Annotated in this window: 24 protein-coding genes and 1 tRNA gene; 9 read left to right on the plus strand and 16 right to left on the minus strand. The window is 64.3% G+C overall.

Features of this window, described 5'->3' with window-relative positions; translation table 11 throughout:
- Window positions 1–5: 5 nt before the first annotated feature.
- From AC07O3_RS21550 to AC07O3_RS21560, 3 genes are read right to left on the minus strand one after another with little or no spacing between them, the layout of a single operon-like run.
- Window positions 6–1,361, minus strand: a complete 1,356-nt coding sequence (locus AC07O3_RS21550) for a c-type cytochrome (RefSeq protein ID WP_495340313.1) — start codon at window positions 1,359–1,361, stop codon at window positions 6–8.
- A 47-nt stretch (window positions 1,362–1,408) separates the two neighbouring features.
- Entirely contained in the window at window positions 1,409–2,362 is a 954-nt protein-coding gene (locus AC07O3_RS21555) for a fumarylacetoacetate hydrolase family protein (protein WP_495340314.1), read from the minus strand.
- Window positions 2,363–2,366: 4 nt separating this feature from the next.
- On the minus strand, window positions 2,367–3,338 hold the full coding sequence (locus tag AC07O3_RS21560; RefSeq protein ID WP_097201197.1) for a Bug family tripartite tricarboxylate transporter substrate binding protein: 972 nt from the start codon (window positions 3,336–3,338) through the stop codon (window positions 2,367–2,369).
- A 131-nt stretch (window positions 3,339–3,469) separates the two neighbouring features.
- Here AC07O3_RS21560 and AC07O3_RS21565 point away from each other — a divergent pair, with 131 nt between their 5' ends.
- Window positions 3,470–4,405 (plus strand): LysR family transcriptional regulator, encoded by a 936-nt coding sequence (locus AC07O3_RS21565; protein ID WP_093179420.1) that lies wholly within the window; start codon window positions 3,470–3,472, stop codon window positions 4,403–4,405.
- Here AC07O3_RS21565 and AC07O3_RS21570 read toward each other — a convergent pair.
- Entirely contained in the window at window positions 4,371–5,243 is an 873-nt protein-coding gene (locus AC07O3_RS21570; RefSeq protein ID WP_093179418.1) for a LysR family transcriptional regulator, read from the minus strand. The two genes, AC07O3_RS21565 and AC07O3_RS21570, sit on opposite strands and share 35 nt — an antisense overlap.
- 108 nt (window positions 5,244–5,351) lie before the next feature.
- On the opposite strand from AC07O3_RS21570, the gene AC07O3_RS21575 reads away from it, so the two are divergent.
- The 7 genes from AC07O3_RS21575 to AC07O3_RS21605 are packed head-to-tail and all read left to right on the plus strand — an operon-like array spanning window position 5,352 to window position 13,311.
- Window positions 5,352–6,422, plus strand: a complete 1,071-nt coding sequence (locus tag AC07O3_RS21575; RefSeq protein ID WP_093179417.1) for an alkene reductase — start codon at window positions 5,352–5,354, stop codon at window positions 6,420–6,422.
- 11 nt (window positions 6,423–6,433) lie between these two features.
- Complete coding sequence (locus AC07O3_RS21580) at window positions 6,434–7,258, plus strand: pirin family protein (RefSeq protein WP_093179415.1); 825 nt, start codon at window positions 6,434–6,436, stop codon at window positions 7,256–7,258.
- Window positions 7,259–7,312: 54 nt separating this feature from the next.
- The gene (locus AC07O3_RS21585) at window positions 7,313–7,918 is read left to right on the plus strand and encodes an isochorismatase family protein (RefSeq protein ID WP_495340315.1); all 606 of its coding nucleotides are present in this window, start codon (window positions 7,313–7,315) and stop codon (window positions 7,916–7,918) included.
- A gap of 21 nt (window positions 7,919–7,939) precedes the next feature.
- Window positions 7,940–9,397 carry an efflux transporter outer membrane subunit gene (locus tag AC07O3_RS21590; RefSeq protein WP_495340316.1) on the plus strand — a complete coding sequence of 486 codons (1,458 nt, stop codon included), beginning with the start codon at window positions 7,940–7,942 and terminating at the stop codon, window positions 9,395–9,397.
- Window positions 9,381–10,628: an HlyD family secretion protein gene (locus AC07O3_RS21595; RefSeq protein ID WP_495340317.1), complete on the plus strand. Its 1,248-nt coding sequence runs from the start codon at window positions 9,381–9,383 to the stop codon at window positions 10,626–10,628. The genes AC07O3_RS21590 and AC07O3_RS21595 overlap by 17 nt, the downstream gene beginning before the upstream one ends.
- 11 nt (window positions 10,629–10,639) lie before the next feature.
- Window positions 10,640–12,160 carry an MFS transporter gene (locus tag AC07O3_RS21600; protein ID WP_093179461.1) on the plus strand — a complete coding sequence of 507 codons (1,521 nt, stop codon included), beginning with the start codon at window positions 10,640–10,642 and terminating at the stop codon, window positions 12,158–12,160.
- On the plus strand, window positions 12,157–13,311 hold the full coding sequence (locus tag AC07O3_RS21605; RefSeq protein ID WP_093179411.1) for an FAD-dependent monooxygenase: 1,155 nt from the start codon (window positions 12,157–12,159) through the stop codon (window positions 13,309–13,311). Before AC07O3_RS21600 ends, AC07O3_RS21605 begins: the two co-directional genes overlap by 4 nt.
- Window positions 13,312–13,333: 22 nt before the next feature.
- On the opposite strand, the gene AC07O3_RS21610 is transcribed toward AC07O3_RS21605, so the two are convergent.
- The 6 genes from AC07O3_RS21610 to AC07O3_RS21635 form a co-directional block, all read right to left on the minus strand.
- On the minus strand, window positions 13,334–13,825 hold the full coding sequence (locus AC07O3_RS21610) for a DUF3471 domain-containing protein (RefSeq protein WP_177142473.1): 492 nt from the start codon (window positions 13,823–13,825) through the stop codon (window positions 13,334–13,336).
- A gap of 206 nt (window positions 13,826–14,031) precedes the next feature.
- The gene (locus tag AC07O3_RS21615; protein WP_256331024.1) at window positions 14,032–15,021 is read right to left on the minus strand and encodes a site-specific integrase; all 990 of its coding nucleotides are present in this window, start codon (window positions 15,019–15,021) and stop codon (window positions 14,032–14,034) included.
- On the minus strand, window positions 15,021–15,365 hold the full coding sequence (locus AC07O3_RS21620) for a hypothetical protein (RefSeq protein ID WP_218137550.1): 345 nt from the start codon (window positions 15,363–15,365) through the stop codon (window positions 15,021–15,023). The genes AC07O3_RS21615 and AC07O3_RS21620 overlap by 1 nt, the downstream gene beginning before the upstream one ends.
- Before the next feature lie 139 nt (window positions 15,366–15,504).
- Window positions 15,505–16,524: a dienelactone hydrolase family protein gene (locus AC07O3_RS21625; RefSeq protein WP_495340318.1), complete on the minus strand. Its 1,020-nt coding sequence runs from the start codon at window positions 16,522–16,524 to the stop codon at window positions 15,505–15,507.
- 86 nt (window positions 16,525–16,610) lie between these two features.
- Entirely contained in the window at window positions 16,611–17,720 is a 1,110-nt protein-coding gene (locus tag AC07O3_RS21630; protein ID WP_143047833.1) for a hypothetical protein, read from the minus strand.
- Window positions 17,721–17,779: 59 nt separating this feature from the next.
- Window positions 17,780–18,451: a hypothetical protein gene (locus tag AC07O3_RS21635; protein ID WP_495340319.1), complete on the minus strand. Its 672-nt coding sequence runs from the start codon at window positions 18,449–18,451 to the stop codon at window positions 17,780–17,782.
- A gap of 110 nt (window positions 18,452–18,561) precedes the next feature.
- On the opposite strand from AC07O3_RS21635, the gene AC07O3_RS21640 reads away from it, so the two are divergent.
- Window positions 18,562–18,825 carry a helix-turn-helix domain-containing protein gene (locus AC07O3_RS21640; RefSeq protein ID WP_093179404.1) on the plus strand — a complete coding sequence of 88 codons (264 nt, stop codon included), beginning with the start codon at window positions 18,562–18,564 and terminating at the stop codon, window positions 18,823–18,825.
- Window positions 18,826–18,834: 9 nt separating this feature from the next.
- Here AC07O3_RS21640 and AC07O3_RS21645 read toward each other — a convergent pair whose 3' ends face one another.
- From AC07O3_RS21645 to rph, 6 genes are all read right to left on the minus strand, one after another.
- Window positions 18,835–19,401: a hypothetical protein gene (locus AC07O3_RS21645; RefSeq protein WP_495340320.1), complete on the minus strand. Its 567-nt coding sequence runs from the start codon at window positions 19,399–19,401 to the stop codon at window positions 18,835–18,837.
- Between the two features lie 273 nt (window positions 19,402–19,674).
- Entirely contained in the window at window positions 19,675–20,124 is a 450-nt protein-coding gene (locus AC07O3_RS21650) for a hypothetical protein (protein ID WP_143047832.1), read from the minus strand.
- 164 nt (window positions 20,125–20,288) lie between these two features.
- Window positions 20,289–20,376, minus strand: a tRNA-Ser gene (locus AC07O3_RS21655).
- 32 nt (window positions 20,377–20,408) lie between these two features.
- Window positions 20,409–21,671, minus strand: a complete 1,263-nt coding sequence (hemW, locus tag AC07O3_RS21660; protein ID WP_495340321.1) for a radical SAM family heme chaperone HemW — start codon at window positions 21,669–21,671, stop codon at window positions 20,409–20,411.
- Window positions 21,671–22,270, minus strand: a complete 600-nt coding sequence (locus AC07O3_RS21665) for a non-canonical purine NTP pyrophosphatase (RefSeq protein WP_435459250.1) — start codon at window positions 22,268–22,270, stop codon at window positions 21,671–21,673. The genes hemW and AC07O3_RS21665 overlap by 1 nt, the downstream gene beginning before the upstream one ends.
- A gap of 53 nt (window positions 22,271–22,323) precedes the next feature.
- A complete protein-coding gene (rph, locus tag AC07O3_RS21670; RefSeq protein WP_495340322.1) occupies window positions 22,324–23,058 on the minus strand; it encodes a ribonuclease PH in 735 nt (244 codons plus the stop codon).
- Between the last annotated feature and the right edge of the window lie 5 nt (window positions 23,059–23,063).

Raw genomic sequence — 23,063 nt, forward strand, 5'->3', positions numbered from 1 at the left:
ATCGATCAACGCGCGGGAGCGGCCTGCGCGGACCGCTCCTTCTCGATGGCGCTGCGGATCGTGCCGACTTGCGCGGCCTGCACGGCCGAAGCCTTGTTGCCCCAGCTCTGGCGCGTGAAGCTCGCGAGCTGTGCCACTTCGTCGTCCGACAGACGCCAGCCGAAGCCGGGCATGCCGAGCTCCGATGGCGCGACGCGCGTGGCGGGCAATTTGCTGCCCTCGAGGATCAGGCGAATCACCGAGCTCGGGTCGCCTGCCAGCACGGTGGAATTGCCGGCGATGCGCGGAAACACCTGCGCGTAGCCCAAGCCGTCGCTGCGATGGCAGGCCGCGCAGTTGTCGACGTACAGCTCGGCGCCGCGCGTCGAGTTGACGCCCTGCCACAGCGCCTTGGCGGTCGCAGGGTCGGCATTGAACGACGATGGAGAGTGCGCCGAGGGTGGCAGCGCTTTGAGGAATGCGGCAATCGCCTTCAGGTCGTCGTCACTCAGGTGCTGCGTGCTGTGCACGATGGCATCGTTCATCGCACCGCCGACCACTGCATGCGATGCATTGCGCGCGCTGCGCAAGGTCGAGACGATGTCGGCGGCCGACCAGGCGCCCAGTCCGTCCGCCGGATTGCCGCGCAGGTTCACCGCCACCCATCCGTCGATGAGCGGCCCACCGGCCAGGTACTCGGGGCTGGACTCGTCCAGCGCCTTCTCCTGCATCGTCGGCGCGCGCGGCGTATGGCAACTGCCGCAATGCCCCAGGCCCTGTACCAGATATGCACCGCGCGCCACCGACATGTCGGCATAGCGGGCGGCGTCGAAGGCCACGGCATCCGGCTGCGGCGCGAATGCCTTGCGCCACAGCGCCATCGGCCAGCGCATCGACAGCGGCCAGGGAATGCCGCGTGGATGCGCCTGGGATTGGGCCGGCGCCACGCCGTGCATGAAAAAGGCATACAGCGCGCGAACGTCGTCGTCGCTCATGCGCGCATACGACGGATAAGGCATCGCGGGGTACAGCGAATCGCCGTCGATCCGGATGCCGTGGCGCACCGCGCGATCGAAGTCGGCGAGCGTGTAGTTGCCGATGCCGCTGTCGCGATCCGGCGTGATGTTGGTGCTGTACATCGCACCGATGGGCGAAGCCAGCGGCAGCCCGCCGGCGAATGGCGCTCCGCCCGGCGACGTGTGGCAGGCCACGCAATCGCCGGCCTGGGCCAGGTAGCGGCCCTTGTCGACCAAGGCTTTCGAATTGCTGTCGGACGCGGCGGCGATGTCCCGCGTGGTCGTGGGCCACAGCGCAAGAATCAGCACCGCGCCGATGACGAGGACGGTGATGCCGGCGAAGGCCCACAGAAACTTCTTCACCATCGTTGCATTCTCCTTGCAATGCCAACCGTCGTTGAGCAGGTGCCGCGTCAGACGATACGCGTCTCGAGCTCGCCCAGGCCGTCGATCCATACCTTCGTCACATCGCCGCGCTTCAGGAAGACGCCGCTTTCCATGCCGACACCCGCAGGGGTTCCGGTCAGGATCACGTCGCCGGGATACAGGTCGGTGCGCTCGCTCAGGTGGGCGATTTGCTCCGCGACGTTGTACAGGTGGTTGCTCGTGTTCGAATCCTGACGGATTTCGCCGTTGACCCACAGCTTGATGTGGAGATTCTCCGGCGAACCGACGAACTCGGCCGGCGTGAACACCGGCCCGAGCGGGCACGAGCCGTTGAAGGACTTGTGGCCGATCCAGTCGTATCGGAACGGGGAGCTGGGGTCGGCCTTGTCGCGCACGAAATCATCGCGCGCCGACAAGTCGTTGGCGCACATGTAGCCGGCCACGTGGTCGAGCGCCGACCCGACCGTCACGCCCGACGCGTGGCGGCCGATCACGACGGCCAGCTCCGCCTCCCAGTCCAGACGCTGCGTGCGGGCAGGGAACGCCACCTCGCCACGATGGCCCGACAGATTGGCGGCGCCTCCCTTGAGGAAGTGCCAGGGCGCGATCCCCACGCCCTTGGGGTCCAGCACCAACTTCATGTTGAAGGCACTGCTCATGGCCGCCACGTGGTCGCGGTAGTTCGCCCCCGCCGCGTAGATGACGCCGGGACGTGTCAGCGGCGCGAGCAACGTGAGCTGTGCCGCGTCGAGGGCCGCATCGCTGAAGACCGCGGCATCTTCGGCCACCGCGTTCGCCAGTCTTCGCAACGCCGACTGCGACGTCTCCCAGCGCTGCAGCAAGTCATCGACCGATGACCGGGCCAGTGTCGCTTGGCCTGTACGGTCCGCCACACCAGCAAGAGACAGCCAGGCATTGCCGACCACGATCCCGGCGTGCGGCGCCCTGCCCGATCCATAGGTGAACAACTGGTACTTCAAGCGCCTACTCCTCGATGACGAAACCGGAGGCCTTCACAACGCCCGCCCAGCGTTGCAGGTCCTCCCGGATGAGGGCGGACACGCGCTGCCGCGCCATGGACTTCACGGCAATGCCGAACTTCGCGAAGCCTTCGGCGATCGCGTCGGTCTTCAACGCCTCGCCAATCGATTTCTCCATCCCGGCAAGAACGGGCTCCGCGGTGCCCGCGGGCGCGAAGACGCCGATCCAGCTCTGCACCACGACATCGTGGTAGCCCGCTTCGCGCAGCGTCGGCGCGTCGGGCAGGAATCGCGAGCGTTCGGGACCGGTCGTCGCCAGCACGCGCAGCTTGCCGCTCCCCAGCTGCGGCAACACTTCGGCCACCGGGTTGATGCTTGCAGGGACCTGGCCTCCCAGGAGATCCTGCACCGCTTGCGTTCCTCCCTTGTAGCCCACATGCGTGAGTTCGACCTTCGCCGCCGCGGCCAGCATGACGCCGGTGAAGTGCGGCGTCGATCCGGGGGCGGGCGAGGCGTACAGCGCCTGCTTCGGGTTCTGCCGGCACCATTGCAGGAACGCCCCGACGCTCGTCACCTCCCTGGGCGCGGCCGGGCCCACGCACAACGCGAACTCGGACACGCCACACATCGCCACGGGCACGAAGTCCTTCAGCGGGTCGTACGTCAGCTTGCGGTACAGGTAGGGATAGACCGTGAGCGGAAAGTCGGGCGTGACGACGATCGTGCCGCCGTCGTTCCTCGCGCGCGCCACCGCATCGAGCGCCAACCGGCCGCCCGCGCCGGCCCGGTTCTCCACGATCGGATCGAAGCCGCTCATCTGGCGTGCCACCAGGCGCGCGATCACATCGGTAGCCCCGCCTGGGGAATAACCGACATACACGTGCAAGGGGTTGGCCGCGAAGGTCGGCAGCACGCTGCCTGCCGCGACGGCACCTGCGCATTGCAGGATCGCCCGGCGTTGAAGTTGAAAGGTCATGGGTGTGTGAAAGGCGGGGTCTGGTGCAATCGCCTCGTCTCCTTGTAGTCACGTGATTCTGAAACGCACCTTTTCATCAATCCATATCGAATGAATGATTCGAAGGTATAGATGAAATTTATACTTTTGCAATGAAGGACCTGAACCTGCTCTATGTGTTCGAGGCCATGTGGCGCGACCGCTCCGTGACGGTGTCGGCGGAGCGGCTCGGATTGACGCAGGCCGCCGTCAGCGCCTCGCTGAAGCGGATTCGCGAAGCGTATGGCGACAAGATGTTCACGCTCGCGGGCCGGCGCATGGAGCCCACGCCGCTGGCCGAGGAACTGGCGCCGCAACTGCTCGATGCGCTGGCCATGGTGCGCAAGACGCGCGCCGAGCGCGGACGCTTCGACCCCTCGACCGCGCACCGCATGTTCACGGTCAGGACCCGCGACATCGGCGAGGTGGTGTGCTTTCCCCGCATCCTTGCCGCGCTCGGGCAATCGGCACCGGGACTTCGCCTGCGCACGCTGTTTCGCTCGATTCCGGAAACCATGAGCGCCATGGCCGCGGGGCAGATCGACTTCGCGCTCGGCTTCCTGCCCTCGCTCGAGGCAGGCATTCACAGCCGAATGCTGTTCAGGCAGAACTACGTGTGCGTCATGCGGGAAGACCATCCGCTGGCCGGCGTCAGGCTCACGGCCAGGCGATTCGCCGAAAGCGAACACCTGCTGGTCGAGTACTCAGGCAGCGGGCACGCGGTTCTCGAGCGCGCGCTCATCGAAGCCGGTGCGCGCAACCGCATCAAGGTGCGGCTGCCGCAATACCTGGCCGCGCCCCACTTCGTGATCGGCTCCGACCTGCTCTGGTCCGTGCCCGCGATGCTTGCCGAGACGCTCAGCGCGCACTTCCGGTTCGCGATCAAGCCGCACCCGCTGCCGCTGCCTCATTTCGAGGTCGCCCTGTACTGGCACGACCGCTACCACCGCGACCCCGCGAACAAATGGCTGCGCGATTTCATCGTGCAGCAGTTCGCGGCGGACGGCGGCGCGGTCACTTGGCCAGATGCTCCTGCAGGAACTCGATGAAGCGCTGCGTCTTCGCCGGCAGCAAGCGGGTTTCGGTCAGGGCATAGACCGGTATCGGCTTGCCCTCCCAGTCGGGCAGTATCCGGCGCAGCCGGCCGGCCGCCAGGTCTTCGGCGGCGATCTCCACGGGCAGCAGGATCACGCCCAGGTCCAGCGTGGACAGGCGCCGGAACATGCCGACGCTGTTGACATGGAAGCGCCCCCCGACTTCGACCTCGACGGTCTCGGCACCTCGGTGCAGTGCCCATTTGCCGGCCTTGGGAAAACCCAGGCACTCGTGCTGCGCCAGGTCGGTGGGGTGCGTGGGCTCGCTCGATAGCTCGAGGTAGCGGGGCGACGCATAGGCCTGCACCGAAAGGCGAGCCAGCAGCCGGGCGATCAGGTTCGAATCCGCTGACTCGCCCATGCGGATGGCCACGTCGAACGGCTCGGTGACCAGGTCCACCCGCCGCGGCGTGAGGTCGAGATCGAAGGTGATGCCCGGGTAGCGGCGGGCAAATTCCACGATCAGCGGCGCCATGTAGATCATGGCGAAGTCCACCGGCAGCGACGCGCGCAGCACGCCGCTGGGCTGCGCCAGCATCTCCCCCAACTGCTCGTGGGCGATGCGGGCTTCGTCGACGATGCGCCTGCAGCGCTCGTAGTAGAGCTGCCCGGCTTCGGTCAGCTCGACCTTGCGCGTCGTGCGATGCAGGAGCCGCAGGCCGATGGCCTTCTCCAAGGCACTGATTCGCCTGGACAGGGTCGAGTTCGGCACGCCCGTGGCATCGGCCGCACGGCGAAAGCTCAGCGTGCTGGCGACCTCGACAAACAAAGCCATGTCATTCAGCAGCTCCATTTTATTGCGCCATTTTTGGATCAATGATTGCCATTTTACCGTATTTATCTCTCCCTTAGATTAATCAAAGATACGTCCATCGCAAGCACACGCCCCAAGGAATTTCCCATGAGCCAACTGTTCACCCCCGTTCGCATCGGCCGCTACATCGCGCCGAACCGTCTCGTCATGGCCCCGATGACCCGCTCCCGCGCCGACGGCGACGGCGTTCCCAGCGACCTGACGGTCGCCTACTACGCCCAGCGCGCCAGCGCCGGCCTGATCATTTCCGAGGGCGTGTTTCCGTCCGCCATGGGCAAGGGCTACGTGCACACGCCCGGCATCGAAACCGAGGCCCAGGTGGCGGCCTGGAAGAAGGTGACCGAGGCCGTGCATGCGCGCGGCGGGCGCATCTTCATGCAGCTGATGCATTGCGGCCGGGTGTCGCACCCTTCGCTGCTCGACGGCGCCACGCCCGTCGCTCCCTCGGCCATCAAGCCTGAAGGCCAGGCATGGACGCCGGCCGGCCAGGTCGACTTCGTCACGCCCCGGGAGTTGAGCCTGGCCGAGATCGCCGACGTCATCGAAGACTATCGCCAGGCCACGCGCCGTGCCATCGACGCGGGCTTCGACGGCGTGGAGTTGCACGCGGCCTCCGGCTACCTGCCCGAACAGTTCCTCTCGTCGGGCAGCAACCAGCGGCAAGACCTGTACGGCGGCTCTGTCGAAGGCCGCGCCCGCTTCGTGCTCGACGTGCTGGATGCGATGGCCGCTGAGGCCGGTGCCGACCGCGTCGGCATCAAGATTTCGCCGGAGATGAACTACAACAGCATCACCGATGCTGCGCCTCAGGAGACCTATGCCTACCTGATCGACCGGCTGCGCGGCTGGGGACTGGCCTATCTGCATGTCGCGCTGTTCGGTGCGAAGTTCGACTACCACGCGCTGTTGCGTCCGCGCTTCGAAGGTGCGTACCTGATCGGCGGTGGCCTCACGCAAGACAGCGCCGAGGGTGCACTGTACGAAGGCAAGGCCGACGCGACTGTGTTCGGCAGCGCCTTCCTCGCGAACCCCGACCTGCCCGAGCGCTTCCGCGTGGGCGCTGCGCTCAACGCAGTCGACCGCACCACCTTCTTCGCGCCGCCTACCGCCAAGGGATACATCGACTATCCGGCGCTGGCCGTGGCCGAAGCCGCCTGAGGCAAAGCGTCATGACGATCACTGCCCGCATGCAACGCGCCAACCGGGGAAGCCACTTCAGGGCCTACAGCCTGCATGGCGCCGAACCGGCGCTGATGGACCCCTTCCTGGGCATCGACCACGCCTGGATGAGCGCACCCACGTTTCCGCCGCATCCACACGCCGGCTTCTCCGCGGTGACTTACCTGTTCCTCGATTCGGAGACCGGCATTGCCAACCGCGATTCGCAAGGCAACAGCACGCTGATCCAGCCGGGCGGCCTGCATTGGACCGCCGCCGGGCATGGCGTGATCCACGAAGAGAACCCGGCCGTGCCCGGAAGCACCGTGCACTTGCTGCAGATCTTCGTCAACCTCCCCGTTGAGCGGCAAGGCGCCGCGCCCTTCGCGCTCAGCCTCGCCCCGCAGGACGTGCCGGTGGTCCAGCGCCCCGGTGCACGCGTGCGCATTCCCTTCGGCAGCTTTGGCGGCGTGCACTCCCCGCTGACGCCGCCCACCGATGTCACCCTGCTCGACATCTCGCTGGAAGCAGGCGCCGAGCTGGTGCTGCCGTTGGCCGTGGGACAGCGAGCTTTCGTCATGCCGATCTTCGGCAGCGCGGAAATCGATGGCGAGAGCTTCAGCCTCGACAACCTCGGCGTCCCGATTCTTCCTGCCGCGAACGAAGCGACGACGCACACGCTCGTCGCCAAGTCGGATGGAGCCAAGGTCGCCGTGTTCATCGGCGAACCGTTGCACCAACCCGTGTTTTCGAACGGCCCCATGGCTTTTGCGAGCCCGAAGAGCCTGACCGCGGCAGCCGCCGCCTATCACCGTGGCGACCTGGGAACGCTCTAGCAGGCCGCCACACCCTCGGGGCATGTGCCCCATTTACTTCCCAGGAGATCCACCATGAAGATCGAACGATTCACCGCCGACAACACCGCCTTGCTGCTGATAGACCATCAGGTCGGCACGATGCAACTGATCAAGAACATCGACAGCGAACTCGCGGCCAAGCAGTCGATTGCGCTGGCCAAGATGGCAAAGATCCTCAACATCCCGACCGTGATCACGTCCAGCCAGGAAGACCACGCCCAGGGCCCGATCCTTCCGAAGATCGCCGAGATCCTGCCCGAAGCGCACGCTGCACGCATCAAGCGCCCTGGCGTGGTCAATGCCTGGGCCTATCCCGACTTCCGCAACGCAGTGCTCGCAACCGGGCGCAAGCAGCTGATCATGGCGGGCGTCACCACCGACGTGTGCCTGATCTTCCCGTCCATCGACGCTGCGCAAGAAGGCTTTGCCGTTCAGGCCGTGATGGATGCTTCGGGTTCGCCCAGCGATCTCTCCGAAGAGTTCTCCCGCCAGCGCATGCACGATGCAGGCGTGGTGCTCACCGCCACCAACACGCTCATGGCGGAAATCGCGCAGGACTGGTCCACGCCCGCCGGGCAGCAGTTGATCGGCTTGTTGTTCAGCGACGTGTTCCCGGCCCTGGGCGCCGGCATCGTCTGAACCACGCCTGAAGACCGCGACATGCACCGCCCATCGCATGGACCGCATCCGGTAGTGCTTGTCCTGGTCAGCGCCTTGATGCTGGCCGGATGCTCGTTCGGGAATCTCAAGCCGTCGTCCACCCTTGGCGACCCCGCAAGTCTGTCGGCGAAAGACGCGCTGGGCGGCATCTCGGTTTCCGACGCCCGCTGGCCACAGGAAAAGTGGTGGAAGGCATTCGGCGACGATCAGTTGAATCTGCTGGTCGAAGAAGCCCTGGCCGATGGTCCAGGTTTGCGCGGTGCTGCTGCGCGTGTTCGCCAGGCTGAAGCGCTGCAAGGCCTGGCCCAGGCCCAACGAATGCCCCATGTCGACGCCAATCTGGTCAGTACGCGCGAGAGGTTCAGTGAACACGGCATCACGCCCTCCCCGGCCGCCGGCACCTGGCAGACGGTCAACCAGGGCACGCTCAATGTCGGCTACGAGCTGGATTTCTGGGGCAAGAACCGAGCTGCCGTCGAAGCGGCATTGGGTCGTCTGAAGGCGGTGGAAGTCGATCGCTACGCAACCGAGCTCATGCTGTCCTCGGCCATCGTCCAGGCCTACATCGAGCTGCAGCAGGGCTGCGAACAGCTTGCGATCGAACAGAAGATGCTCAGGCAGCAGGAGCAGATTCTTTCGCTCACGCGTCGGCGCTTCGAGGCCGAGCTCGACTCCCAGATCGACATCAAGCAGGCACAGGCATCCATTCCCGCCACGCGCGCCAGGATCGCAGCATTGGGCGAATCCATGGAGCTGAGCCGCAACAAGCTTGCAGCCTTGCTCGGCAAAGGGCCGGACCGGGGACGCGCGATCGCCACGCCCCGGCTCCAGCGCCCCGACACGGTGACCATTCCCAGTGTCTTGCCGGCAGAGCTTCTCGGCCACCGCCCCGATGTCGTTGCCCAGCGCTGGCGCGTGGAGGCTGCGAGCCACGAGATCGAAGGTGCCAAGGCGCGCTTCTATCCGAACGTCAACCTGTCTGCCTTCGTGGGCCTCCAGAGCCTGGGCTTCGCCGCATTCACGGACAGCGGCAACCGCATCCTGGGCGTGGGGCCCGCCATCAGCCTGCCCATCTTCGAAGGCGGGCGGCTGCGCGCCAACCTGGCTTCGCAGAACGCCGCCTACGACCTCGCGGTGGAAGACTACAACCAGACATTGGTCAATGCGCTGCACGACATCTCCGACCAGTTGTCCTCGATTCGCTGGTTGCGCGAACGAATCGATCAGCAGCAAGACGCCGTGAAGACTTCGAACGAAGCCGCGGAGCTGGTCAACAAGCGCTACGCCGCGGGGCTGGCCACCTACATCCAGGTGCTCTCCACGCTGACGGATGCACTCGCCCAGCAGCGCCAGCTCGTCCAGCTTCAATCCCGCGGCCTTGCGCTGGAGGCCAATCTCAGCCGCGCCCTGGGCGGTGGCTATGTCCCGGCTTCGTCCGGCCATGGCACCGACAGATAAGGAGTCCACATCCGTGAATCAAAGTGCCCATCCCGATCCCGCACCGCCCCCACCCAACGCGGCGGGTGATACCGGCGATAAGAAGGTGCCCTTGCGACTTCAGACGCGCGGCAAGGTGGCGCTCGCCGTCGCCCTGGCCCTCCTGGTCGCAGGAATCGCGTGGTACGGCCTGCAACGCAACACCGAGCGCACCGAAGATGCCTACGTGGACGGCAATGTCGTGCAAGTGACCTCCCAGATCGGCGGCACCGTGACGGCCTTTGCGGCGGACAACACCGACCATGTGAAGGCGGGCACGTTGCTCGTCACGCTGAACCCCGTCGACCAGGAAGTCCGCCTCGAGCGCGCCAAGACAGAGCTGGCCAAGGCCGCGCGGGTGGCCAGGACGCAGTATTCGCAAGTCCAGCAGTTGCGCGCCGAAGTGGCGCAGCGGCAGAACGACGTGCTCAAGACCAGGGCCGACCTTGCACGCCGTTCCAAGCTCGCCCCCAGCGGCGCGGTCTCTCGCGAAGAGATCAGTCACGCGGAAGACGTGCTGAAAAATGCCGAGGCCGCATTGACCGCCGTGAACCAGTCGCTGGCACAACGGCGTGCCATGGTCGATGGCACCAGCCTCAGAACGCACCCCGATGTGCTGACCGCCGCCACGAACTTGCGCGATGCATACATTGCACGCGTGCGCACGTCCATTCTTTCTCCCGTGGACGGCACCGTCGCCAAGCGCAGCGTGCAACTGGGCCAGCGCATCAATCCAGGTGTGGCACTGATGTCCGTCGTCCCGCTGGACGAACTGTGGGTCAATGCCAATTTCAAGGAATCGCAGCTCGAGCATCTGCGCATCGGACAGCCCGCCGAGCTGACGGCCGACGTCTATGGCCGCAACGTGGTCTACCACGGGAAGATCCTCGGCCTGGATGCCGGAACCGGCAGCGCCTTTGCACTCCTGCCTGCCCAGAACGCGACGGGGAACTGGATCAAGGTCACGCAGCGCGTTCCGATCAGGATCGCCCTGGACCCCAAGGAGATTGCACGACAACCGCTGCGCATCGGACTGTCGATGCGCGTTTCGGTGAACACGAGCGACCACGGTGGAGAAATGATCCGCAAGGACGTTGCGCCGAATTTCGTCTACAAGACCCAGGTCTACGACCATGAATTGAGAGACGCCGACGCCATCGTGGAGGCGGTCATCCGGGCCAACGAAGGGCAAGTGCTGGCAGCGGAAAAATAATGGACCTGCTCGTGTACAGAAAACATGCCGCGCTGCTGATCACGGTCTGCCTGCTCTGCGCTCTCGAATTCCTGCAGACCGGCATGCTCGCATTTGCCTCAGTCCCGATCCGCGGCGAGATCGATGCCAGCCCCGAGGAGTACAGCCTCGTCGCCGCGCTCTACGCCTGCGTTGCGGTGGTCGTGATCTCCAAGCAGCGGTGGCTGACCGAACGGCTGGGATGGCGCAGCTACATGATCGGCTCGATCGGCGTCTATATTGCGGGCGCCCTGGTGTGCGGCATGAGCCACGACCTCGGCACATTCGCCACGGGGCGGGTCGTCATGGCATTGGGCGGTGCATCGTTCATGACCACGTCGCGGATCATGGTCAACCTCATTCCACCGGGTCCGGGCCGATTCGTCGGGATCAAGGTCTTTGCCGTGGGCCTGGCCAGCGGCACGGCTGCGGCACCGCTGATTTCATCCATGGCAGTCACGCACGACACCTGGCAGGCGATCTTCTGGGTTCTCATTGCCGGCTCGGTGGTTGCCGCCGCGCTCTCCCTCCAGTTTCTTCCCAAAGATCCGTCGCCCGAGCACGAGCGCACGAGAACCAGCCCTGCGCGCCTGCTTCTGCTGACGTTCGCATCGTTCTTCGTTCTCTTCGTCCTGCAACGCTCCTACTACGACTTCTACAGCGACACCGGCATCATGCTGGTGTTCGCAGCGCTGGCCGCGTTTTCGCTCTACACCTACTTCCATGTCGAACACAGCCATGAGCGGCCCCTGCTGAAGATCCGGCAGCTCATGACCTCCCGCTACGTGGCGGGCGTGGCCCTGTTCTCTTTCAGCTATGTGATCCTGGGGGCCAACAGCTACATCGTGCCGTTGTTCCTCCAGGCGGGCCTGGGCTATTCCTGGGAGACCATCGGCCAGTTCCAGTCCATGGGGCTCGTCGCTTCATTGCTGACATGGCTGGTGATGCTCCGGTTGCTGCCCAGGCATCCGGCACCGAAGAAGTTCTTCATCGCAGGATTCTTGTCGCTCGCAGCCTTCGGCTGGCTGCTGTCGTCGCTCGCGCCGGTTGCAGACATGTGGCGGCACATCCTTCCTGCGCTGGCCTTGAACGGGTGCTTCGTGATGCTGGTGCTGGCGACGACCGCCATGCAGACCTTCCGCGACGTTGCCGGCGAAGACACGCTCTTTGCCAATGCCCAGCAGGTCAAGAACATGCTGGGCCAGATCGCCATGGCGATGGGCACCAGTGTTGCGACCGTTTTCATGCAGTGGAGAAGCACCGTGCAGTACGGCTCGCTGAACATTCGGCTGACCGATCACGACCCGATCTTTTCGCACCAGCTGCAACAGCTGAGCCAGTTCTTCTCGCTGTCGCACGAGTCCGGCCAGGCCGCTCAAATGGCACTGGCCGTGCAGGCGCAGCAGATCGGCCAGCAGGCTTCGCTGATGGCGGGCATCGAGTACTTCTGGATCGTGATCTGGGTCGCGGCGCTCGCGCTGGTGGTCTCCATGTTGCAGCGGGTCTTCCGATGAGCAGGGATTCCTTTCCTTCCGGCGTCTCGCTCTCGCAGGAGCGCGTGCCGCAGATCGTCGTTGTCGGCGCATCCCTCGCAGGCCTCACGCTGGCGCTCGCCTGTGCGACGAGGGGCGTGCCTGTTCATGTGGTCGAGCGTTCTGCCCGGCGCGTGCACGGTGGCGACAGCCTGAGCATCGATCTTGCTGCGCTCGCAGCGACCGTGGGCCACGACCCGCGTGCGCACCCGGTCCTGCCCGTCGTGCCCGCCTATCGCGATCTGACGACCTGGCCGGCGCTGTACGCGTGGTTGCGTGACCGGGCTGCCGAGACGCCTGGCATCACCCTCGAAGAAAACAAGACCGTCGTATCGGTCACAGACCTTGGCGACAGGGCCCAACTCTCCTTTTCGGATGGAACGCAGAAGGTTGCCGATGCTGTGATCGGCGCGGACGGGTATCACAGCATCGTTCGCCGCACGATTGCGCCGGACACTCCGTTTGCCCGCTATGCCGGCTATGTCGTGTGGCGGGGGCTGATCGAAGAACAGGCGCTGGTGCGTCCTGTCCCCTGGCCATCGAACGGCGGACTGTGGATCGAGTTTGTCGACGGATACCGTCTGGTCGCCGCGGTGCTTCCCGGCCGTGACGGCTCGACGGACATCGGGCGGCGCCAGGTCACGTTCGCATGGTTCGATGTGCACCGCGAGGAGTTGCTCCGCCGCACCCATCGCCTGACGGCGGACGGCCACATCGTGGGAACGCTCGGACGCGGAACGATCGACGAAGATGTCCGCGCGGAATTGCTGGCGCTCATCCCACAGGTCTGGCCGCAGACATGGGCGGAGGCGGTGGCTGTCGGCGTGCGTTCGACAGACGTGCTGAGCGGCGCCCCCATTGCCGAATACGAACCGCAGCGGTTGGCACGCGGCGCGCTGGCGATCGTTGGCGACGCCGCCCACGTCGTTTCACCCATGACCGGACGCGGCTTCGCGACCGGGGTGGAAGATGCGGCGGTGCTGGCCCGAATGCTGGCGCAGCGGCGTGCGAACGAACCCGCTTCCGCTGCCCTGGCCCGCTACGAGGCCGCGCGATTGCTCTTTGTTCGCGCGCTGGTCACCCATTCGAGGCGGATCAGCGCCGAGTATCTTCGCTATGCCGCAGCGGCTTGAGCCCGACCGCCCAACGGCCGGCTTACCGCGCGAACACGATGTCCTTCACCATCGGCTCGAACGGCACCGAAAGACTGACGATGCACCCTTCGCGATCAGTCAAGAAAGTGACGGCAAGCCAGTCGGGCAGCAGCAGTTGCAACCCCTGCGGCAACTCGAAAGTCTCATGGTGCCGGTGGACCATGGCGACGCGCAGGCCGCGCCACGACCAGCGCAATGCGCCACCCTGCTCCTTGATCGACATCAGGCCGTAGGCCGGGTGCTCGTAGCTGCCAGCGTAGGCCGCAAGGTCGTGTGCCGGTTGCGTCTTCGTGCGATGGAGCTCCTCCTGCGCGGCCTTGCCGGCCTGCACCTGGGCCAGGGCTTGTTCCCGCTGCTTGCGGCCGCGGCCGCGCCAGTCGATCGGCTCGCGGCCACGCAGCCGGTCGATGACCTGCCAGGTCAGCTTTCTGGCCACCCCTTCGTTAGGACTGCGGTTGGTTAAGACCGCGACCCCGATGCCGAAGTCCGGCACGAGGGTCGATGTCCCTTCTGGATATCGGTCTGTCGAAAGCTGCGGAATAGCGGATTGATCGCGCGCAGAGGGTTGTGCGATGCGGGCGAGGGAGCACCCTATACGTCGCCCTGCGCCTGGGGCGCATGCCCGACCGGGGCGGCGAAATTCTAGCTATGCGCTGCCGCTGCGGTAAGTCCAATGAACTTGGCTTCCGATCCGGCAACTCACAGCAAGCTTGGAATTTTGCGCTTGCTCACTGGCCGGATGTACTTCGCCAAGGTCACGTCCGATTTGTGCCCCGTCTGCTCGCGTATCTGCCATGGCGCCATGCCGACGAGCGCCGCTTCCGTGCAGTAGCCCGCGCGCAGACTATGACCGGAGACCGCCTTGGTGGCGGCGGCACCATGCACGCGCTTTACGGAACGCTTGACGACCAGTGCGACGGACTGCGACGTGAGTCCCTTGGTGCCGACGAGATTGTCGTGCCGGCTGACCCACCGGAACACCGAGCCGCGGTCGATGCCCGAAAGGGTCAGCCATTGTTCGAGCGCCGCGACCGGACACCGCTCACTGTCCTTCGCGTGCGGAATCCACACGGTGCGCCCGACGCCCTCTTGGTCCGTCTTAGATCGCGGAAGGTTAATCTCCACGCCCTGCTCGAAGCGCGTGATGTCGGCGCACTGGATTGCTACCAGCTCGGAACGCCGCAGTGCCCCGGCAAAGCCGACCAACAGCAACGCCCGGTCGCGTGTCGCCTTCAAGGGCTTCTGCCGGTTGACCATGACCAGCATCTCCAGCAGGTCGGTCTTCACTAGCGCCTTCACGCGCCGTTGCGCCACGCCGAAGGTGCGCCGAATACCCTGCATGGTGCGCTTGACTAGGCGGTCCATGACTGGCGACTTCAGCCCCTGCTCGGTGTGCGCCTGGTGGAGTGCGATCAATCTTCGCTGGATGGTTGCGACTGCTTGTGTCCCCGCGAACGCGGCGGCGTAGTTGGCCACCATCTGCGGCGTGGCCGGTATCTTGCCGCCGTGCAGGCGGAAGTGCTTCAGATCGCCCGCATAGGCTCGGCGTGTCGCCGCCGACTGGGCCGCGGCAGTGAAACCATCGACCGCCGCAGAAGTCGGCTCGAACGGCGTTTGCGGTGCTGGCCTAGGCTCGCTGCGCGTCGTCGGTGCCACTGGCGCGCGTGTCGGCGGTGCTTTGCCGGCCATCAGTACTCCTCGGGGAACAGCAAGCAGGTGCTGGCGCGTTGGCCGCCCTCGCCAACCGCTTCCGTCACGATCCAGATCACCGCATAGGCCACGGTGTAGGAACTGATCACGCGTGCTCCCAACAAGAGAGCCTGATCGTTGGACTTTGCGTCTTCGCTGTCGACGTTGCCCCAGTCGCCATGCTGATGGCGCGACAGCAGTGCGGCGGGGAAGACGGCGTGCTTTTCGAGATGGGCAAGCACGGCCGGTGTTGCGACTACAACGCGGCCGAGATCAAGTACGGGCTTGTAGTTCTTGATGACTTGCAGGTCTTGCGCGGGCACGGGTACTTTGTCGTTCGGCATGGGAACTCCTTGGGTTGAGGTCGATTTGCGGTAACTCAGAAACGACAAAGCACGCCGACCGCACCTGATGGCGCGAGTGGCGTGCTCTGTGGGGAATGCCGTAGATGGCTACGGCAGTAGTGGGACTGGTGTTGCTACATCAGTCGTTCATCAAGTACTTCTGAAAGTGCGCGAGCCAGAGGTCGTAGCCGACGCGCTCCTTGTCGCGATGGCCGCTCATGTGGCCGCGGAATTTGCAGGAGTCACGCATCGCGGTGTAGCCGTCCGGCGTCCCCGGAAACTCCTGCCCGGTGGCGTCCAGCACGAACTTATCTCCATTGCGGGTGTTCGCGCACTTGCTGGTGTTTTCGGCTCCAGCCCTTCTCAGGCGCCACGGCCCGTCGAAGTCGTGGTACTCGTCTGGGATGATCGTGATCTCCGCGCTGCCGCCACGCGCGTTCATCCACGTGATCTGCCGCTGACATTCCGACGCCAAGGCGATGTCGTCCTTCTCTCCGTGGATGATCAGGAAGGGAGTCTTCTTGAACCTCTCTATCGTGTTCTTTTCGATGCAGGCCGGATAGATGGAAACGACGGCGTCGAAGTCGCGCAGCTTGCCCGCTTGCTGTTTGACGATCTGCCCGATGTAGGGACGCAAAACGTTGATCGCCGATACCCCCGACATGCTCTCGCCCATGTAGCCGATCTTGGCGTTAGCCCATTCAGGCATCGCGCCGAGTGTTGCAACAGCGACCATCGCGTCAATGGACATGTTGAAGCCGTCCAGCCCCTTGGTACGGCCCGTGGAAAGATCGGCTGGCGTGCCGCTGGACTGGCCGCGAGCAGCAAAGCTGTCGAGGACCACGGCGTTGATGTTGTGCTCCATCAGGAAGCGCGCGTAGTCGCCGTGTCGTTTGTCCAGCCCGCCAGCGTTGCCGCTCAAGATCACCAACGCCTTGCGGCTGCCGTCCTGGGCGCGCCCCATGTAGGTCGGAATCTGGATCGAAGCGCACTTGAAGCTGGGCGTGGCCCAGAACCCCGAGCAGTTGTAGCCGGGGATGTAGGACTGCTCGAGGCCCGTAGGCCTGAAGGCAATATCCTGCTGTGGGGCCTGCGCGCGCGAGGCACCAGACACCGCGATCAGCAGAAACACAAGAAGCGGGATGGCGATCTTCTTCATGGAGTCCTCTTTCGATGGGAGGGAGACATGGGGCGCGACCGCGACGCAAGGGACACGGTCGACGAGATGCGGTGTTGGATTGCCCGCTACTGACTCTTGAGTGCGAGGCGGATCTGCTGTGCCAGTACCTGGATGTTCTGTCGCGTGACCGCAAAGGTCTTACCCTGGACCGTGCCTTCCTGCGGCACCAGCAGCGTGATGCCTTCGGCCGTGTCCTGCCGACCGAGGACGACCTTGACGCTGGGCGTGCCCCTGACCTCGAAGCTGTCCTTGGACAGCAAGCTTGTCGCGCTGAACCGAAACGGCACGCCGTTGCGTGCGGCAACGCAGGCCATCCCGACAAGCGGTGCCGGCGTAGCCCACTCGATGAGGTATTGGGCCTTCAGCAGGTCTTCGGGAATGCCGGCTTGCTTGCCGTGCGCCGCGCACTCCCGCGCATCGACGTGCTGTCGAAGCGTGGCGAGTTGCTTCGCTGCAGCGTTCACTGCAGGCTCGCTGCTCGACTGGAAGCGATTAGCCTTCTCCAACGCCGACACGCTCTGGTGGGTCTGCTGTTGCGGTGGTCCAGCCACCAATGTGCGCAAGCTGGCTAGGAACCCAGCCTGCGCCTGACGCTCACGGGCAAGTTCTTCGACGCTCTCTTTGAACAGGGTCGCACTCGGGCCTCCTACAAGTTGTTGGGCCTGAACACAGGCCGCGTAGAACTTCGGCAACTCCAATTGACTTTGCGGTGACAGCGTCAGAAGGTCGCGGGGCAGTTGGTTCGGCTCGGCGCACGTGATGGTGAACGGCGGCTCATCTGACGCGTTGCCGGCGCGCCGCTGCACATAGGCCCATGTCAGCACACCATCTCGCTGGCCAACCTGCGCCGCGCCGCTCTGAGCCACTGCGGTCTGGGCACTGGCCTGCCGGACTTCCTGAGCCAACAGGCGGTCGCGCTGCTGCAGCGAGCCCTTGAGCAACTGGAACTGTCGCAGCGCATCAGCCCGCTCAGCATCCTTGAGGGATTGCGGGCCGGGAGCGGCGGCTTGGCATGTTTCGTAGCGGCGCAGGGCCTGTTCAAGGAACTCGGGCTTCCAGTCGCGCGCACGCACGCCGTAGATGATTCTGTCCAGCCCGCCCACACCCGCACCGTCTATCTCGGTCAGAAGCTCCAGGCGGATGGGGCAGTTGAACTGAGGTGTCTGCGCGAACACAGATGGCGCCAACGCTGCAAGACTCGCGACCAAAGTAGCTCGAATCAACATAGCGGGCCTCACGCGAACACCAGCAGGATGTCGAGGGCGAGGAGCACGCACCAGGTAATACCGTACAACTTGCTATGCCCGAAGACCTTTGCCCGGCTGAAGAGGTAGTACGGCAGCGTGATGGGGTCAGCCAGGCCTAGCTGCTTGACCGCATAGCCTTGCTTCTGCAGTGACAAGTAGTCGATGCACAGGAACAGCCACATGAGCGCCACACGCAGCAGGAAGATCTGAATCAGCGTGAGCCAGCCCCAGTTGTCAGGGTTGCCCCAGAACAGCACGGCTAGGACCGCCACGATGATTGCAGTGAAGAGCGGGCCGAGTGCGGCCACCCATGCGGTGCCGTTCTTGACCTGCGACAGCTCTGGCACTGCGGGCATCGAGCCATTCTCCTCTCGGCCAGCCAGGATGAATGCCGCCGCCTTGAAACCATGGGCGTTTGCGGCCATCAGGGTGACCATGGCACCGGTGCGTAGCGTGAACACGATCTTGGGTGCAAAACCGTGCTTGCCTTCGGTCACGGATGCGATATCGGTCTTCTCGATGGTCTGCCCGCTCGCGGCAATCATTAGGCGCTCGTTTGTGACGACGAGCTCTGTCTCCTTCACGTTGAGCTTACTCTTGAGCAGGGTGCCGTCACCCTCGAACAGGACGGCTTCCTGAGGGCGTGGTTGGAACTTCATTGATGCCTTCTCCAGTTGTAGATTTATGAATCTATGTTGGACGCGCAGTTTGCCAGATATAGATTCATCGTCTATGGATTTATCGTCTATGGCTGAACAGACTTCCATCCATGCGGAAGTCGTTAGCCAAACTGCCAACCAAAGAAGAGGTCCAAGTTGGCTTTGGTGATGCCGTGCGCGCTCTTCGGGATGAGCAAAAGTTGACGCAAGAGCAGCTTGCCGAATCAAGCGAGATGCATGTCACTTACATCAGCCAGATCGAACGTGGACTTAAAAACGTCTCGCTGTTCAACATCTACCGCATTGCTCAAGCACTGAGCGTGCCGCCGGGAGAACTACTGAACGCGCCCGGCAAGCATCCGTCACGGCGCTAGCCGCCTCTACTACGCCTTCCCTTTCGCCGTCGCCTTGGAAATTTCTAGGTAGTAGATCGGCGACTTCGGCGTGATTAGCCTCTGAATCTCAGTCGTCACAAAAAACTTGGGCTCGACAAAGTACGCCGGATCGATGACGTAGTGGAAGGACTTGACCTTCTCTGTGGCCCTAACGTGGTGCCACAGGACCCAACGGCCAAACTGTTTCGCTGGGTTGTACAGCGCCGTGATGAGCGCCACGTCCGGCAGCGCATCGATGGTTGCGCATTCCTTCTCTTCTGCCTTGAAGCCGTACTGCCGCAGGATGGCGGCCAGGGTCGGCGCGTACGGCCAGTCCGGTCCATGCGGCGCCAGGCCGTGCTTGACGGCATCGTTCATGATCGTGTCCAACGGCTGGTTAGTGATCATCGCGATGCAACTCAAGCCGTCATCGATGCGGATGTTCGGCTGCATCTCGACCCGGGTGAATGGCGAGACGAACCCCTCAGGCAAGCCCCCCTCCGTGGTAGCGCTCTTGGGGGAGGCTGCGGACTTCACAGCTTTCGTTGCGACTGAATTCTTGGTCTTGGTTGCCATGGGAAAGAAGCTCCTTGTTGATTGAAGAAGCGAGCGCCCATGCAGCGGCCCGACCTGCCAGCCGATGGCCGCGGAAGGGAATGCAAAGAGGAAGGGCGAAGGTCTGCGAGATTGAAGCTCAGGGCCTCAGTTCGCATCTTGCTGCACTGCTGTGCGCTCGGTCAAAACCTGGCTTCGGCGAACGAAAACAGCACTTTGACAACCAAATCATAGCCGCCTGCGGCCAGTGGGGGGCGCCTAAATAACTTTGCCAGGCAGCGACTTTTTCCTGGGTCAGGCCCAGCCTGTCGCTCTTCTCCGAAGCAACCCGTGAGCAACCCAGACACCCAACGGGTCGCGCCAATTGATACTCACATAGCAGAGTTGATTTGTCCCCGCCAAGACCGGCAGGGCGTTGAAGGTGAAGCGGCTTGGAACCTGCTCGTTAGGGTGGTTCGAGTATCTAAGAATCGATTCCGCGCAAACGTAACTACCGTATTCTTCGACATATGGTGCGTCACCAGACGCGTAGAACTTTCCACGCCTTGGCTCGTCAAGGCCGCTGAGCTGAAATTCAAGCACCTCGTGGCGAAAGATCAGCTTGTCGACCTGGGCATCAAAGGACGCGACGCCTGGGCTTACGCAGCCCACAGTCAACTCACCAAAATAGCTGCTGCTCCAGTCTGCTGGAATCACGCAAAAGCTCAGGCCTGTGGCGTCCTGCTGTGAAATGGAATCACTCAATTGATGCCCCCAATAACGCACCTTCGGTGGATGGATCTGCGGTGGGGCATTCTAGGGTGTTGGAGACTGTCGTATCGACGGCCAACAGCCTTTGATAGTAGCTTTGCCAGCTGAAGCGTGATAAGCTAAAAAGCTTTTATTTATCAATCACTTGCAAGCATTTTTGGCGGAGAGTGTGAGATTCGAACTCACGGACGATTTCTCGTCGGCAGTTTTCAAGACTGCTGGTTTAAACCACTCACCCAACTCTCCGGAACTGGCGATTTTATGCCGACGGCGCCGCCCTACTCTTCGTCGGGCAGGAACATCGCCTGCAGATCGCTCAGAAAATCCAGTCCGCGCTCGGTCGGCCACACGCGAAACAGGTCGCGTGCCACGAGCCCCTTGCGCTCCGCTTCTTCCAGACCGCGCTGGATCGACGTCATCGCCAGCCCCGTGCGTTCGCTGAATTGCGGCAGCGTGAAGCCGGTCTTCAGCCTCAGCGCGTTGAGCATGAACTCGAACGGCAGATCGGCCAGCGCCACTTCGTCGCTCTGCGACACCGCGGCGCCCGCGCGCGCGTTCTCCATGTACAGGCGCGGCTCGCGAAAGCGCACCTGCCGCACGATACGGTGCGCAAAGCTCAACTTGCTGTGCGCGCCGGCCCCAATACCGAGATAGTCGCCGAACTGCCAGTAGTTGAGGTTGTGCGCGCACTGGTGCCCCTCGCGCGCATAGGCCGACACCTCGTAGCGCGACATGCCGTTGGCGCTGGTGCGCTCGGTGATGCGGTCGAGCATGGCGTAGGCAATGTCGTCTTCGGGCAGCGTGGGCGGAAACTTGGCGAACCAGGTGTTGGGCTCGATGGTCAGGTGGTACACCGAGATGTGCGGCGGCGCGAGCGCCAGTGCCTGCGAGAGGTCGGCGTCGAGGCCTTCCAAAGTCTGGCCTGGCAGCGCGTACATCAGGTCGAGGTTGAAGGTGTCGAAGGTGCTCGCGGCCTCTTCCAGGGCAGCGATGGCCTGCGCGCGGTCATGCACGCGGCCCAGCGCCTTCAGGTGATCGTCGTTGAAGCTCTGCACGCCCACCGAAAGGCGCGTGACGCCGGCCGAGCGGTACGCGCGGAAGCGGTTGCGCTCGAAGGTGCCGGGGTTGGCTTCCAGCGTGATCTCGCAGTCGGGCGCGAGCTTGAGGCGTGCACGCACGTCGCCCAGCAGGCGGTCGATGGCTTGCGGCGAAAACAGGCTGGGCGTGCCGCCGCCGATGAAGATGGTGTGGACCGTGCGGCCCCAGATGAGCGGCAGTGCGGCGTCGAGATCGGCTACCAGCGCGTCGATGTACGCCGCTTCGGGAATGCCGTCGATCTCGGCCTCGCTGGCCGCGCGCCATTCGTGCGAGTTGAAGTCGCAGTACGGGCACTTGCGCAGGCACCACGGCAGGTGGATGTAGAGCGACAGCGGCGGCAGCGCGCTGAGCTGCAGCGGACCGGGTCGCATCCAGTGCAGCACGTCGTTGGCCTGCGGCGCGCCCGTGGGCTGCGCCGGCAGGATCGGGAAGGTGGTGGCCATTACAGCCAGCGCTCGCGCATCAACGCCAGCATGGCCTGCGCCGCGCGACCGCGGTGACTGTTGGCGTTCTTCACTTCGGGCGGCAGTTGGGCAAAGGTCTTGCCGAAGGCCGGCAGGAACATGACGGGGTCGAAGCCAAAGCCGTTGTCGCCAACGGGTGCGGGCGCGATCTCGCCGACCACGCGGCCGACGGCGATGAGCGGCTCGGGGTCGTCGTGGCTGCGCAGCGCGACCAGCGTGCTCACGAGCGCGGCGCGGCGGTTGGCCACGCCGTCGAGCTGTTCGAGCAGCGCCTTCACGTTGTTGGCGTCGCCCTTGGTGTAGCCGAACTGCGTGGCGTAGAAGGCGGTGTCGACGCCCGGCAGGCCGCCGAAGGCATCGACGCACAGGCCCGCGTCGTCGGCCATGGCCGGCAGGCCGGTGGCGGCGCTGGCGTGGCGCGCCTTGGTCAGTGCGTTCTCGACGAAGGTGCGGAAGGGTTCTTCAGCCTCGCCCACGCCCAGTGCCGACTGCGGCACCAGGGTGACGGACAGCTCGGCAAACAGTTGCTGGAGTTCGGCGAGCTTGCCTGCGTTGTTGGAAGCCAGAACCAGTTTCATAAAAAGTCAAAAGTGGCTGTGGCGCCCGTTCGGCGAGCGCCAGTAGCTGTTGGTCAGTTCGATGGCAGCAGCGCCTGCTGTTGCAGGGTCACGAGCTCGCCGATGCCCTTCTCGGCCAGGCCGAGCAGGATGTTCATTTCTTCGCGCGTGAAGGCCACGCCTTCGGCCGTGCCCTGCACTTCGACGAAATGGCCGGCGCCGGTCATGACGACGTTCATGTCGGTGTCGCAGGCCGAGTCTTCGGTGTACTCGAGGTCGAGCAGCGGCGCGCCTTCGACGATGCCGACCGAGATGGCGGCCACGTGACCCTTGATGGGCGAGGCCTTGAGGGTACCGGCGGCCAGCAGCTTGTTGACGGCGTCCTGCGCGGCGACAAAGGCGCCGGTGATGGCCGCGGTGCGCGTGCCGCCGTCTGCCTGCAGCACGTCGCAGTCAAGGTGGATGGTGCGTTCGCCGAGGACGGCAAGGTCGAACACGGCGCGCATCGAGCGGCCGATGAGGCGTTGGATTTCCTGCGTGCGGCCGGTCTGCTTGCCCTTGGCTGCCTCGCGGCTGCTGCGGGTGTGCGTGGCGCGCGGCAGCATGCCGTATTCGGCGGTGACCCAGCCTTCGCCGCTGCCCTTCTTGTGCGGCGGCACCTTTTCTTCGACCGAGGCGGTGCACAGCACGCGGGTCTGGCCGAACTCGATCAGCACCGAGCCTTCGGCGTGGATGGTGAAGCCGCGGGTGATGCGTACGGGGCGCAGCTGGTCGGCGGCGCGGCCGCCGCTTCGTGTGAAAGCAGTCATTTGTT

Source organism: Variovorax sp. GW821-FHT09D05 (assembly GCF_059416325.1).